General features: G+C 70.6%; 11 protein-coding genes. 2 read left to right on the forward strand and 9 right to left on the reverse strand.

Features of this window, described 5'->3' with window-relative positions; translation table 11 throughout:
* Positions 1-8: 8 nt before the first annotated feature.
* The 9 genes from DLJ53_RS11075 to DLJ53_RS11115 form a co-directional block, all read right to left on the reverse strand.
* Positions 9-236 (reverse strand): hypothetical protein, encoded by a 228-nt coding sequence (locus DLJ53_RS11075; RefSeq protein WP_111345145.1) that lies wholly within the window; start codon positions 234-236, stop codon positions 9-11.
* A 264-nt stretch (positions 237-500) separates the two neighbouring features.
* Positions 501-1,433 (reverse strand): dimethyl sulfoxide reductase anchor subunit family protein, encoded by a 933-nt coding sequence (locus tag DLJ53_RS11080; RefSeq protein WP_111345146.1) that lies wholly within the window; start codon positions 1,431-1,433, stop codon positions 501-503.
* A complete protein-coding gene (locus tag DLJ53_RS11085) occupies positions 1,430-2,173 on the reverse strand; it encodes a 4Fe-4S dicluster domain-containing protein (protein WP_111345148.1) in 744 nt (247 codons plus the stop codon). The genes DLJ53_RS11080 and DLJ53_RS11085 overlap by 4 nt, the downstream gene beginning before the upstream one ends.
* Positions 2,170-5,019: a molybdopterin oxidoreductase family protein gene (locus tag DLJ53_RS11090; RefSeq protein ID WP_111345149.1), complete on the reverse strand. Its 2,850-nt coding sequence runs from the start codon at positions 5,017-5,019 to the stop codon at positions 2,170-2,172. Before DLJ53_RS11090 ends, DLJ53_RS11085 begins: the two co-directional genes overlap by 4 nt.
* A gap of 372 nt (positions 5,020-5,391) precedes the next feature.
* A complete protein-coding gene (locus DLJ53_RS11095; RefSeq protein WP_111345151.1) occupies positions 5,392-6,171 on the reverse strand; it encodes an alpha/beta fold hydrolase in 780 nt (259 codons plus the stop codon).
* 10 nt (positions 6,172-6,181) lie between these two features.
* The gene (locus DLJ53_RS11100) at positions 6,182-7,492 is read right to left on the reverse strand and encodes a TRAP transporter large permease (RefSeq protein WP_111345153.1); all 1,311 of its coding nucleotides are present in this window, start codon (positions 7,490-7,492) and stop codon (positions 6,182-6,184) included.
* A complete protein-coding gene (locus DLJ53_RS35165) occupies positions 7,489-8,073 on the reverse strand; it encodes a TRAP transporter small permease subunit (RefSeq protein WP_162409132.1) in 585 nt (194 codons plus the stop codon). Before DLJ53_RS35165 ends, DLJ53_RS11100 begins: the two co-directional genes overlap by 4 nt.
* A 65-nt stretch (positions 8,074-8,138) precedes the next feature.
* Positions 8,139-9,170 (reverse strand): TRAP transporter substrate-binding protein, encoded by a 1,032-nt coding sequence (locus DLJ53_RS11110; RefSeq protein ID WP_111345156.1) that lies wholly within the window; start codon positions 9,168-9,170, stop codon positions 8,139-8,141.
* 24 nt (positions 9,171-9,194) lie between these two features.
* The gene (locus DLJ53_RS11115; protein WP_146619933.1) at positions 9,195-10,553 is read right to left on the reverse strand and encodes an amidase; all 1,359 of its coding nucleotides are present in this window, start codon (positions 10,551-10,553) and stop codon (positions 9,195-9,197) included.
* 117 nt (positions 10,554-10,670) lie between these two features.
* On the opposite strand from DLJ53_RS11115, the gene DLJ53_RS11120 reads away from it, so the two are divergent.
* Both DLJ53_RS11120 and DLJ53_RS11125 read left to right on the forward strand, forming a co-directional pair.
* On the forward strand, positions 10,671-11,582 hold the full coding sequence (locus DLJ53_RS11120) for a helix-turn-helix domain-containing protein (protein WP_162409134.1): 912 nt from the start codon (positions 10,671-10,673) through the stop codon (positions 11,580-11,582).
* Positions 11,583-12,170: 588 nt separating this feature from the next.
* Positions 12,171-13,610 (forward strand): class I adenylate-forming enzyme family protein, encoded by a 1,440-nt coding sequence (locus DLJ53_RS11125; protein ID WP_111345162.1) that lies wholly within the window; start codon positions 12,171-12,173, stop codon positions 13,608-13,610.
* Positions 13,611-13,626: the final 16 nt, after the last annotated feature.

Raw genomic sequence — 13,626 nt, forward strand, 5'->3', positions numbered from 1 at the left:
CGACACGCCTACGAGATCGAGGCGCGGGCGACGGCGCGGCGATAGTCCGTGGGCTTGGGCGTCGGAATCGGGGCGATGTGGGACACCGTCGGGGTGATGTCGCCGGCCGCAAAGACCACGACGGCACGCGGCGCGGCATAGCCGACGAGCACGACGGGAAGCGCCAGGCTCATGAGGACGAGTGCGCTGATCACGAAGGAAAACGCAGAGGTCCGATACTTTTCGCTGGCGCTCATGGTCGTTCTCCCGATTGGCGCGATGGCTTCGTGCGGGACTTTCGGTTTCGGTTGTCACGTTAATTGGATGTTCACCATGTTCGCCGGTGTGACGGACATCACACTTTGCGCCCCCCTTTCGCCGCCGGCCGACGCGCCTTCAGGCCCGCCGCCACGGCGTTGAACGGCGCAGAACCCCAGGCATCCTGTGCCGCATCGGGATGAGGAGGCGGCTGGAGCGCCCGTCGGTGCACCCGGCGCTCGCGGCCGGGCGCCTCGGTGTGCTCAGCGGCCGTAGTAGATCGTGGACACGTGGGTGGCTTCTGCGAAGAAGAGCCAGCGCTCCACCAGCAGGCCCGCGAGCGCCAGCGGCACGGCGAGCGCACTGGCGACTGTGGGCACGATGCCGACTGCGGCGAGGAGGACGAGGAGGGCAGGGCCGACGAAGGCGAGCGCCAGCGCGATGCGCCGCAGCTTCGCGGCATGCTTCCGCGCGATCCGGAAGCCCATCTCGCGCAGGATGTAGTTCTCGGTGAAGTGGGGCTGCTCCAGCGGCCGCACGGTGCCGAGCGACGTGAGGCCGGTGGCGGACGCGAGGGTGGCGAGCGGAGACTGCCGGTCGATGAAGCGCCAGTAGGCGAGCTTGGCCACGCCCGCGACGACGGCCGCGCACAGTGCCGCGAGGGCGAGCGCCCGCGACGGCCCGAACCACAGCGCCCACACGGCGAGGAGCAGGACGGCGCCGGAGAACACGGCGTAGATCAGATAGTCCGGGGCGGTATGACGGTTGTGCCACTGCCGGATCGGCTTCAGGCTCGCGTAGATCATCGCGGTGCAGCCGACCGTCACGATCGCCAGCCCCGCCGTCGCCACGCCGAGGACCCGGGTCGACGCCGCGTCCGGCCCGAAGGACCACCAGGCGACGGCGAACAGCACCGACACGGGACAGGCGACGACCGATGCGACGCCCTCGCGCGACAGCCACGACGAGCGCCACTGGGAGAAGGCACGCCACGCGCGCTCGGGCCGCCCGAGGTGCAGCACCGAGGCCATGAGGCCGGCGCCCGAGCAGACGAGGCCCAGGACCACCGCCACTGGCACGAACGACGGCGAGGACGGGACGAGCCCGAGCGCGGCGAGGATCCCGAGCCAGGCCAGCAGGCCGAAGCCGAACCCGGTGAGCGTGGTCAGCAGGAGGATGGAGCCCGCCGGGATCATCGCGAGAGTACCTTGTCGATCAGCCGCAGCAGCGCGTTGGCGGTTCCCCCATCCGCCCGCTCCAGCGGCGGGGCGGTGATGCTCGCCTTGCGCGGCGGGAGATACTTGTTGGTCGGCCGGTAGCCGAGCTCCGGCATCAGGTCGACGCCGCCGCGCTCGGCGACGAGGCGCGAGACCGCGCTCTCCGGGTCGCCCAGATCGCCGAAGTGGCGTGCCCGCGACGGGCAGGTGGCGACGCACGCCGGCTCGCGTTCCGCTTCCGGCAGGGTCTCGTTGTAGATGCGGTCGATGCAGAGCGTGCACTTCTTCATCACGCCCGCGTCCTCGTCGAACTCGCGCGCGCCGTAGGGACAGGCCCAGGAGCACAGCTTGCAGCCGATGCAGATGTCGAGGTCGACGAGCACGATCCCGTCCTCGGCGCGCTTGTAGGACGCGCCCGTCGGGCAGACCGTGACGCACTGCGGCTCCTCGCAGTGAAGGCACGAGCGGGGAAAATTCACCGTCTTGCTGCCGCACGCGTCGGCGGCCCCGGTTTCGACCTCGTAGGCGTGGATGCGGTTGAACCAGACGCCGTCGGGCGCCTTGCCGTAGGGGTCGTAGTCCGGCAGCGGCGCGGAGTGCCCGCCGGTGTTCCACTCCTTGCAGTTTACCGCGCAGGCATGGCAGCCGACGCAGGTGTCGAGGTCGATCACCAGCCCGAGCGTCTTCGCGCCCGGTTGCCGTTCGGGGAGGCTGGTCACGACGCGCGCGCCTTTCGCTTGGCGCCGAAGCGCAGGATCGGGGGATGTGCCGGTTCGAACGGCGGCGACAGCGGATCGGGATGGGGCGACGTCTCGCCGACGGTTCCCGGCGCGCAGCGCTCGACCCGCACGGTGAGGTCGTACCAGGCCGCCTGCCCGGTGACGGGATCGCTGTTGGAGGCGCGGCGCCCGTCGCCGTCCGCCGGCAGGTACTCCGAGATGAGGTGGTTGAGGAGGAAGCCGGTGTCCGCTTCGGGGGCGTTCCTGTCGAGCGTCCAGGCGCCGGAGCGCTTGCCGATGGCGTTCCAGGTCCACACCGTGCCGGGGTTGAGGCCATCCATCAGGCGAGCCCGGCAGGTCAGCGTGCCGTTGCGGCTCTCGACACGGACCCAGTCCTCGTCCGCGATGCCGAGCCCGGTCGCGGTGGCGCGGGCGATGTAGAGGCGGTTCTCGGAGTGGATCTGCCGCAGCCATGCGTTCTGCGAGCCCCACGAATGGTACATCGCCATCGGGCGCTGGGTGATCGCGTGGAGCGGGTAGCGCCCGGCGTCGACGCGCGTCTCCTCGATCGGCGGGTACCAGAACGGCAGCGGGTCCATGTGGCGGGCGACGTGGGCGCGCAGGCGCTCCGGCGGCTGAGCGGCGCCGTGACCCTCCGCGGCGAGACGGAATTTCTGCAAGGTCTCGCTGTAGAGCTCGAGGGTGATCTTGTCCGCCCGCTCGATCAGTCCCATCGCCACCGCGCCCTCGAGGTAGGCGCGGTTGGAGTGCTTGAAGTAGAGCTGCTCCGGCGGCAGAGGGTGGCGCCAGAAGCTGCCGTTGGCGATGTAGCGCTCGAGCTGGTCGGGGTTCGGCGCGCCGCGGCCGGCAGCGGTCCCGTCCTCGCCGCGGAAGCCGGCGAGGGGGCCGACCCCCGGCCGGCGCTGATGGCGTACCATGTAGTCCGCGTAGGACGCGTAGAGCGGCGCGCCTTCGCCGTCCACGAAGTTCGGCAGGCCGAGCCGGCCGGCGAGGTCGATCAGCACGTCCTGGAACGCGCGGACGTCGCGGTCGGGCTTGACGACGGGGATGCGGATCGCATCGGCCGGACCGTGCGCCGAGCCGATCGGCCGGTCGAGCAGCGAGATGCAGTCGTAGCGCTCGAGGTAGGTGGTGTCCGGGAGCACCAGGTCGGCGAAGTTGACGGTCTCGGAGAAGTAGGCGTCGGAGTAGATGACGAAGGGGATGCGGTAGTCTCCCGCCTCGTCCACGTCGGTCAGCATCCGCGTGGTCTCGCCCGGGTTCATCGCCGAGTTCCACGCCGAGTTGGCCATGTAGAGGAACAGCGTGTCGATGGGACGGCGGTCCTGCGCGTGCGCCTCCGCGATCGCCATGTGCATGAGGCCGTGCAGCGCGATCGGCGCGTCCCACGAGAACGCGCGGTCGAGCCGCAGCGCCTCGCCCTCCGCGTCGACGAGGAGGTCCTCCGGCCCGTGCGGAAAGCCGAGCGGCGGCAGGGTCAGCGCGCCGTCCGCCCGCCGCTCGCGCCCGCCGGGCGCGGGGCCCGGGGCGATCGGCTTGGGGTAGGGCGACTTGTAGCGCCACGACCCCGGCGTATCGATGGCGCCGAGCAGCATCTGCAGGAGATGGATCGCCCGGCACGTCTGGAACCCGTTGGAGTGGGCCGAGACGCCGCGCATGGCATGGATGGCGACCGGCCGGCCCACCATCGTCTCGTGGCGACGGCCCGCGGTATCCGTCCACGGCTGCTGGAGGACGACGGGCGTATCGAACGCGACGTGGGCGATCTCCGCGGCGAGGCGCCGGATCGTCTCCGCCGGTACGCCACACCGCTCGGCAACGGCCTCGGGCGCGTGCCCGGTCGAGAGGATGCGCTCCGCGAGGAGCGCGAACGCCGGTCGTGCGCGCCGTCCGTCCGGCAGCTCGTACGATCCGAGCAGGGCGGGGTCGATGCCGACGGATTCGGCATCGGCCGGCGCGCCGGCCCCGCGGTCCCACGCCAGCGGCCGACCTTCGCCGTCCCGCGCGAACAGGCCGTTCTCGCCCGTCCCCGGCGCGTCGACGACGAGGTAATGTGCATTGGTGTGCCGGACGAGGAACTCGGTGTCGATCTTCCCCGCTTCCAGCAGGGCGTGGGCGATCGCCATCACGAGGAGCCCGTCGGTGCCAGGCGTGATGCCCACGAACTCGTCGGCGATGGCGGCGTAGCCGGTGCGCACGGGATTGATGGCGACGACCTTCGCCCCGCGTGCCTTCAACTGGCCGAGGCCGAGCTTGATGGGGTTGGAATCGTGGTCCTCGGCGACGCCGATCATGAGGAAGAGCCGGGCGTGCTCCCAGTCCGGCTCGCCGAACTCCCAGAAGGCGCCGCCGACCGTGTAGAGGCCCGCGGCCGCCATGTTGACGGTGCAGAAGCCGCCGTGCGCGGCGAAGTTCATCGTGCCGAACATCTGCGCGAAGTAGCCGGTGAGCGCCTGGCTCTGGTCCCGTCCGGTGTAGATGGCGAGCCGGTCGGGGTCGGTCCGGCGGATGTGGTCGAGGCGCCGGGTGGCGATCGCCAGCGCCTCGTCCCACTCGATCTCCTCGAACTCGCCGGAACCGCGCGGGCCGGTGCGCCTCAGCGGCTTGCGCAGCCGGGCCGGCGACAGGACGTTCATGATCCCCGCCGACCCCTTGCCGCACAGGACACCGCGGTTCACCGGATGGTCGCGGTTGCCCTCGATGTAACGCAGCTCCCCGTCCCGCAAGGTGACTTTGATCCCGCATCGGCACGCGCACATGTAGCAGGTGGTGTACGCGACCTCGTCGCCGACGGGAGTGGAGTAGTCGATAGCGCCGTGTTTCATTCACTCACCTTGCCATGCGCGATGCGGACCGCGTCCAGCGAAGCAGACCGCAGAAACGTTACGCGAAAATGCATTGTCGCGGTTGGCTTGGTGTAGCGCGCGGATGCGGGCCGGGAGCGAGCGGCCGGCGCCGCGTGAGGGCCGGGAAAAATCCGGCCCTCAGGGGCGCCTCGCCCGCTGGCTACCGGTCGGGCGTTCGGCGCACCGGGGGATCGCGGAGTAGCGATTCGCCGGGGCGAGAGAGGGCGGCGCCCGGACGGCGCCGCCGGAGCTTCGGTCGGTGCCGCAGACGGGGCGCCTCGGCGTCCTTGAGGGCGAGCGGGGCCGTGCCCCGGCCTCTGGCGGTGGCCGGGGGGCTCCGGTGTGATGGTGTCAGGCTGCCGGCTGACGGAGGAAGGCGTGGAGGGTCTCGTTGAACTTCGGCGCCTCCTCCCACATCGGCGCGTGGCCGCTCTCCTCGAAGAGGGCGAGGCGGGCGTCGGGGATGCCGGCCATCAGCCGCTCGGCATGGTCCATCGTGCGGCCGTGGTCGTGGACGCCGTGCGTTACCAGGACGGGCGCCGTGATCCTGGCGAGCTCGGGCGTCGTGTCCATGTCGATGAGGCTCTGCTGGACCGAGAGCATCGCCTCCAGCGGTGCCTCCATGCTGTCGTCGACATAGCGCTCGAACGCCTCCCGGTCGGGAATCGTCTTGAACCAGTGCCGGGCGATCTCGTCCATGTTCTCGCGCGTGCGGCCGCGCTCGCGAAGCTGGTCCATCAGCATCAGCGCGACGCCGTGGTTGCGCACGTTGGGTCCGGTTGTCACCAGCACGAGCTGGCGCACCACCTCGGGCCGCCGCGCGCCGATGAGCTGGCACACGACACCCCCCATCGAGTGGCCGACGAACGTTGCCGGCGCGGCGCCCATGGCGAGGGCGAAGTCGGCGAGGTGGTCGGCGATCCCCTCCACCGAGTGGCCCTTGGGCGGCGGGTCGGAGTGAAGGAACATGTCCGCCGCGAGCGCCCGCACGCCGGGCGGCAGTGCCGCCGCCGTCCGGGCCCAGAGGTTGGCGGAGCTGCCGAAGCCGCCGTGGACGAAGATGACGTTCGTCTCGCCCTCTCCCCATTCACGGTAGTGGATCAGGCGTCCGTTGACGTGTGTCGTGGGCATGTGGGGTCCGTCAGTCGAAGAGGCGATTGGGAAGCCAGAGGGCGATCTCCGGGAACGCGATGAGGATCCCGGCGGTCAGGAGCATCGCTGCCAGGAAGGGCAGCGTGCCGATGATCGTGTCGTTGATGCTGCCGCCGCCCGGCCTGACGCCCTGCACCACGAAGAGGTTCATTCCCACCGGCGGCGTCGCCAGCGCCAGCTCCGCCATGATGACGAGGAAGATGCCGAACCAGACCGGGTCGAACCCGAGGGACACCGCCAGCGGCGTGACGATCGGGATGGTGGTGACGATCATCGACAGCGTTTCGAGGACGCAGCCGAGCGCGATGTAGATGACCACCAGGAGGAGGATCGTCTGCATCGGCGTGAGGCCGAGCTCGGCGATCCAGCGGGCGATCGCCTGCGGTACGCCCAGGAGGCTGATGACGAAGTTGAGGAAGAAGGCGGCGAGGACGATGAGGAGCACCATCGCGGTCGTCTTCAGCGCCGAGAGGAACGAGGCGTGCAGCATCGCGACGCTCAGCCGGCGGTGCAGCGCGGCGAGCACCAGCGCCCCGACGACGCCGAGCCCGGCCGCCTCCGTCGGCGTCGCGAAACCGAAATAGATGGAGCCCATCACCAGCGCGAAGATGGCGAGCGGCGGGATCAGGTCCTTCAGCAGCCACACCCGGTCGCGCAACGCGATGCGCGCCTCGCCCGCGCCGGCGATCTGCGGCCGCACCAGCGCGAAGACGACGATGGTGAGGCTGAAGAGCAGCGCCATCAGGATGCCGGGGACGAGCCCGGCCGCGAACAGGCGGCCGATGGAGGTGTCCGTCATCGCGCCGTAGACGACGAGGTTGACCGAGGGCGGGATCAGGATGCCGAGCGTGCCGCCGGCGACCAGGGAGCCGAGCGCCATCCGTTCGCTGTAGCCGCGGTCCTGGAAGGCGGGGAGGGCGACCGTCCCGATCGTCGCCGCGGTCGCCACCGACGAGCCGGACGTGGCCGAGAACATCGCGCTCGCTGCGATGTTGGTGTGCAGGAGGCCGCCGGGGATGCGCGAGGTCCAGGCGGCCAGCGCGTTGTACATCCGGTCGCTGATGCCGCTGCGCAGCAGGATCTCGCCCATCAGGATGAAGAGCGGCGCGGCGACGAGGATGAAGTCCGTCTGCACGCTCCAGCCGAGGTTGCCGAGGTTGAGGACCACCCCCGTGCCGAGCGTCGCCCAGGCCGTCACCAGCGCGATCACCATCATGATGACGGCGATGTGCACGCCGAGCGCCCCGAGTCCGAGGAGGGCGACCAGGAAGAGGATGGCGAAGGTCTGCGGGTCGATCATGGCGTCCCTCGCGGGTCGGTGGCGGCCAGACGCTGGCGCGCGGCGTCGATCTCGTCCTCCACCTCGGCGGTGGTCGACGCGATGTCGTAGCGGCGCGTCACCTCGAGCGCGCGGCCGGTGAGGAGGAGGGCGGCGGCGCGCAGGGTCGCCCCGCCGGCGAGCAGCGCGAAGACGACGAGCGCGCCAGCCCAGATCGACTGCGGCCACACCAGCGGGGTGGCGAGCGGCGTCGGTGCGTGCGCGTCGAGAGCGGCCGATTCCATCGCGACGGCCGTGGCGCGCCAGGCGAGGATCGCCGCGAACGCCGTCAGCAGCGCGAGCGCGAGGACGTTGAGGATCGCGCGGACCGTCATCGGCAGGCGCTTGTGGACGATGTCGATGCGGATGTGGGCCTTCGTCACGAAGGCGTAGGAGAAGCCGATCGCGGAGGAGAGGGCGAGGACGTAGCCGCCGATCTCGTCCGCCCCCTGCAGCGAGAAGGCGAAGAACTTGCGGCCGACCACTTCCACCGCGATGAGGAGGGAGAGGCCGACCAGCGACCAGCCGGCCACCAGCGCGGCGACCTCGACCGCGACCTCCACCAGCGGCCGCCGGGAGGCAGGGGGGCCGGACGTGCCGGACCCCCGCGCGTCTGGCCGATGGCCGCTCAATTGATCGTCACGCCGATCGCCTGGCCGATCGAATCGTTCCAGATCGCGGTGCACTCGGGGAAGCTCGCGTTGCAGGTTTTGCCCCAGTTCGGCAGCACGACGTTCTCGATCGCCGCCTGGAGCTTCTCCGGATCGCCCTCGGGGACCTCGACCAGCGTCATCTTGGCCGGGACGCCGTGTTCGCACGCACCGCCGGTGTTGCAGGTGATGCCGTCCTCGAAGGTGACGTCGGCGAGCACCCACATGTCCTCCTCCATCTTCTTGAGGCCGTCCATGAGGATCTGCTTCGCCTCGGGCGAGAGCTTGTCCATGTAGGCCTTGGAGGCGACGTGGGCCTGGATGCCCCAGCCGATGGAGAGCGGGTAGAGGTAGTCCGTCACCTCGTGCCAGTTGGCGGTGTTGCCGGAGAGCGAGCCGGTGATGGCGCAGTCCACCACGCCGCGCTGCAGGCCCTGGTAGACCTCGGAGAAGGCGAGCGAGACGGGGATGCCGCCGAACTCCGTCACGAGGTCCGCCATCGCCGGGGTGAAGGTGCGGACCTTTCGCCCCTTCAGGTCCTCGAGGCCGGAGAGCTCGTCCTTGCAGTAGAAGACCTGGCCCGGATAGGGCCACAGGGCGAGCGTGACGACGTCGTAGCGCTCCTCGAGCCGCTTGGAGAAGGGCTCGCGGTAGGCCTCGACCACCTTGCGCGCGGTCTGGACGTCCGGCGCGATGCCCGGCAGGTCGAGACCGAGGAGGAACGGTTCGTCACCGCTCACGTAGCCGAGCTGCATCGCCATCACGTCGAAGATGCCGAGCTTGGTGAGGCGCAGGGCGTCGAAGCCCTTGAGGCCGACCTCGTCCATGGTGCGGAAGGTGACGTTGAACGTGCCGCCGCTTTCTTCGCCGAAGTGCTCGAAGAACGGGACTTCGACCTGGCTGCTCTGCAGCTGACCGGTGAAGTTGCCGAGGGCGCGCAGGTCGTAGGTTTGCGCGTATGCGCCGGTCGAGATCATCGACGCGACGACGACAGCGGGCAGAATGCGCATGAAGGTGTCCTTCTCGGTTGGTCGTCAGGATGCGGGGGAGAGGTGGCGTTCGAGCCATCGTCCCACCGCGGCGAGGTGCCGGTCGCGGCCGGGCGGGGCGATGACCTGAAGTCCGACGGGAAGAGCGGCCGGGGGAGCCTCGCCCACCGACGGAACCGGGAGCGACAGGACCGGCAGCGACAGGGCCGGAGCCCCCATCAGCGTGGCCGGCACGCAGAAACTGCGGGCGCCGGGCGGCGGCCCCTCGGCCTCCGAGCCCAGCGGCGCCGGGGTCGGCGAGGCGAGGGTCAGGACGGCGTCGACGTTGCCGCCGAGGGCCGTCAGCCGCGCCCGCATCCGCTCGCGGCGGACGAGGTTGGCGCGATGGTGGTCGGGGTCGATGGCGCGCCCGAGGTCGACCAGCGCCTTCACGCGATGGCCGAGCATGCCGGGGTGAGCCTCGTCGTAGGCGCGGAAGGGCCACTCCATCTCGTAGGCGAGGATGTCCTCGGAGACGGTGTCCGCGTCGGCAAGCTCCGTCTCGAGCGCGGCGAGAGCGGCGGCGTCGTGCGCCTCCCTGCCGCCCACCATGCCGTCGACCACCGCGACGCCCGCCGCCTCGATGGCGCGAACCGCGCGTGCGAAGGCGTCGAGCACGCCGGGGTCCGCGTGCGCCCACCCGGCGGTCTTGAGGAGCGCGACGCGGACCGGCCGCACCGCCTCCAGCGGCTCCGGCCACGCCTCGCCGCACAGCACGCGCAGGAGGGTCCATGCCGTCGTCACGTCTGGCGCGAGGAGGCCCATCGTGTCCATCGACGGGGCGAGGGGGTGAGCGCCGCCCATCGGCGCCGCACCGAACGACGGCTTGAACCCCACGATGCCGCAATATGAGGCAGGCCGCAGGGTCGAGGACTGGGTCTGCGTGCCGAGGGCCATGTCGACCATCCCGTCCGCGACCGCCGCGGCCGATCCGCTGGACGAGCCGCCCGGCGAGCGCTCGAGCGCGACGGGATTGCGGGTCGGCCCGGCCGCGCCGACGGCGAACTCGGTCGTCACGGTCTTGCCGAGGACGACGGCACCGGCGCGCCGCAGCGCCGCGACAGCGGCCGCATCGCGCCGCGCCTCGAAACCGGCAAGGATCGGGCTGCCGCAGGTGGTCGGCGAATCGGCGGTCTCGAACACGTCCTTGACGCCCAGCACGGCACCGTCCAGCGCGGAAAGCGCCCGGCCGGCGGCGAGCCGGGTGCCCGACGCCTCGGCCATCCGCCTGGCGGCGTCGGCGTCGTGGCAGACGAAGGCCCTGACGTGCCGCTCGCGCGCCGCGATCCGCTCCAGCCGTCGCTCGAGGCGCAGTCGCGGGTCCAGCATCGCCGGATCGGCCGAAGCCCTGTCCACCGCACCCACGCCGACCTCCCGCAACGTCCTGACCAGATGTGCGAGGCTACAAAGGCCAGGGTGGTCCCGAAATTGCTGTCCTCGCGAAGAGTCTCGATTTCGTAGACTCCGGAGCGGGGGATGAGGATGGAGCACTCTGTCAGCAGGGAAGCGGTCCGGATCGGCGAGCGCCTCAGGGCATTTCGGGTCGGATCGGGACTGACGGTGGACGAGGTGGCCGACCGTCTCAGCCTGTCGCGCGCGGCTGTCTACCGTTTCGAGAAGGAGGGGATCCAGCGGATCGAGACTCTGGAGCGGGTGGCTCGGATGATGAACATCTCCGTCGGCGCCCTCCTCGGCGTCAGCGTGGAGTATGCGACCAATCCGGTCGAGTTCTTCGAGCGGCTGCGCCAGCTTGAGGCGTCCGCGGACTGGCTCTTCGTGGCGTTCGGCCCGGCCTACCTGTTGACCGGGGACGCATGGGACCGTGCGCTCATGCGCTATTTCGCCGACTTCCACCCCCTGATCCACGGCGACCGCGCCGCCAACGAGAAGGCGCTCGCCAACCTCATGAAAGTGCTGGCGCGGCGCAAGCGGGCGTTCCGCGCCCGCCCGCCGGCATTCACCAACATCGTCGAGGCGGCCGACGTGGAGCACCTCGCGGTCCACGGCTTCGGCGAGGGGGCGAACTTCGCGCTGGACGACCGGCAGACGCACCGCCGCATCGCGCTTGAGGAACTGGAACAGCTTGCGCAGATGCTGGAGCGCCCGCCGCTCAACAACCAGATCGGTGTCCTGTTCGACAGCCTGCCCTCCACGAGCTTCAGCCTGGCCCGGCGGGAGGGATCGACCACGCTGACGATCAGCCCCTTCCGCCTCGGCGCGCGGCCGAGCCTTCGCAACGGGGTCTCGATGATCACCTCCGCCCGCGAGGCGGTGGAGCTTCACATGGACCTCGCCCATGACCTGTGGCGCCGGTCCGTCATCGGCGAGAAGGCGGCCGCCTTCGTGCGCGACACTGTGGCGACCGCGCTGCGCGAGTCCCCGCTTGCGAACTGACCGCCTCCGCCAGCGAACGGGGGCTCGGGTCTGGCGACTGCCGCCGCTTCGTGCACTCTGCCCGGTGGCGACCCGGGCCGTGCCTCGACCCGCCGAAGCCTGACCGACTGCGCCATCATCCGCACTCCAACGCCGGCTCCTACAGGCTGTTTTCGGCCCTTCGCCGGACACCCGGCACCGGTCGCGGCCGGTGGCGGACCGCGTCGCCCCATGGGCCGGCGGCCGGGCGGTCCGGTCCCCGGGGCGGTGGCCTCGCGACACCAAAAAGCGGCGTGGCCTCTTCCCTGCGAGATGTATTATGCATAAAACAAGCCAAGTATGAATTTTGGGACAGGCTGTGACGTCGCAGTCGGTCGGCACCGGCTGGGATCGCATGAAGGCAGAGGGCGTCGAGGTTCGGACCACGGGTGAGCGGTCCCCGGCGCGCCGCGTCCTGCCTGACGACCCCGCCGCCGCGCGGCAGGCCGGCTTTCCAAGGGCCGGCCGGATCCCCTGGCGCGCGCGTCCCCATCCCTGCGCGACAACTTCGTCGAGGCGCGGCGGGCCTGCCGTCCGCGTTCCGTCGGCACCCCAGAGAGGCTAGAGTCCATGTCATTGTCCGAGGTGTTCCGTATCCACGCCGCGTCACGGCCGACGAAGCCGGCGCTGGTGGACGGGGATCGAACCTTCACCTTCGCCGAGCTCGACGCCGCGGTGGACGGCGCCTGCCACGCGCTCGCAGCGCGTGGGATCGGCTACGGCGACCTCACGGCCGTGGCGTTGAAGGATCACGCGGAACATCTCCTGATGCTGCTGGCGCTGGCGCGGATCGGCGCCACGGCGCTGCCGGTCGACTGCCGCTGGTCGCTGACCGAGAAGCGGGCGGTGACGGAGCACTTCGCGGCGGACCACGTCCTCGTCGAACCCGGCAGCGAGTTGGCCGAGGGCTGGAGCGAGTTCGACCCGGCCTGGTTCGGCGGCGGGGCGGCGCCCTACCGCGAGCCGCGGGTGGGGCACGAGACGCCGTTCATCCTCTCGCTCTCGTCCGGCACGACCGGGCTGCCGAAGGGGCCGCGGCTGACGCAGGGGCAGTTCGAGGTGCGGTACATGTCCCACTTCATCAACCTCGGCTTCAACGCGCACGACCGCTTCGTGTCCGCGACGCCGCTCTACTTCGGCGGCGGGCGCGGGTTCGCGATGAGCACGCTCTACGCCGGTGGGACGGTCCACCTCTATTCGCCGCCCTATGAGCCGCAGGATCTCGTCGCCTTCGTCAACGCGATCGGCGGGACCTCGCTCTTCCTCGTGCCGACGCTGCTGCGCCGCGTGCTGGGCGTCGCGGGCGAGGGACCGGCGATGCCGACCCTGCGCTGCCTCATTTCCAGCGGCTCGGCGCTCTACATGGAGGAACGCCGGGCGATCCGCGAGCGGATCACGCCGAACCTCTACGAGATGTACGCCTCCACCGAGGGCGGAAGCGTCACGGTGATGGGGCCGGAGGAGTTCGAGGCCGAGCCGCAGTCCGTCGGTCGGGGCTGCTTCCGCGTCGAGATCGAGGTGGTCGACAACGACCACACGCCGCTCGCGGCCGGCGAGACGGGCAAGCTGCGCTACCGCAGCCCCTCGTCGCCGGCGAGCTATTTCCGCGGCGACAGCTCCGAGGCCTTCCGTGACGGGTGGTTCTACCCCGGCGACCTCGCGATGCGGAACGCGTCGGGCTACCTCTTCCTGCGCGGACGCTCGAAGGACATGATCATCCGCGGCGGGGTGAACATCTATCCGGGTGACATCGAGGAGGTGATCCTCAAGGTGCCCGGTGTGGCCGACGCCTCGGTGATCGGCGTCCCGTCGCCGGAGATGGGCGAGGAGATCGCCGCCTACGTCATCGCCGCGGACGTCGATGCCGACACGATCCGCGCGGCGTGCCGCGAGAGCCTGGCCTCGTTCAAGGTGCCCCGGCACATCCGGTTCATCGACGCCCTGCCGCGCAGCTCACTCGGCAAGGTGCTGAAGCCCGAGCTGGTGAAACGCTTCGAAAGCGAATCCTGACCGCCGCCGGGGACGC

It is taken from the genome of Acuticoccus sediminis (assembly GCF_003258595.1).
In the GTDB taxonomy this organism is placed as follows: Bacteria; Pseudomonadota; Alphaproteobacteria; order Rhizobiales; family Amorphaceae; genus Acuticoccus; species Acuticoccus sediminis.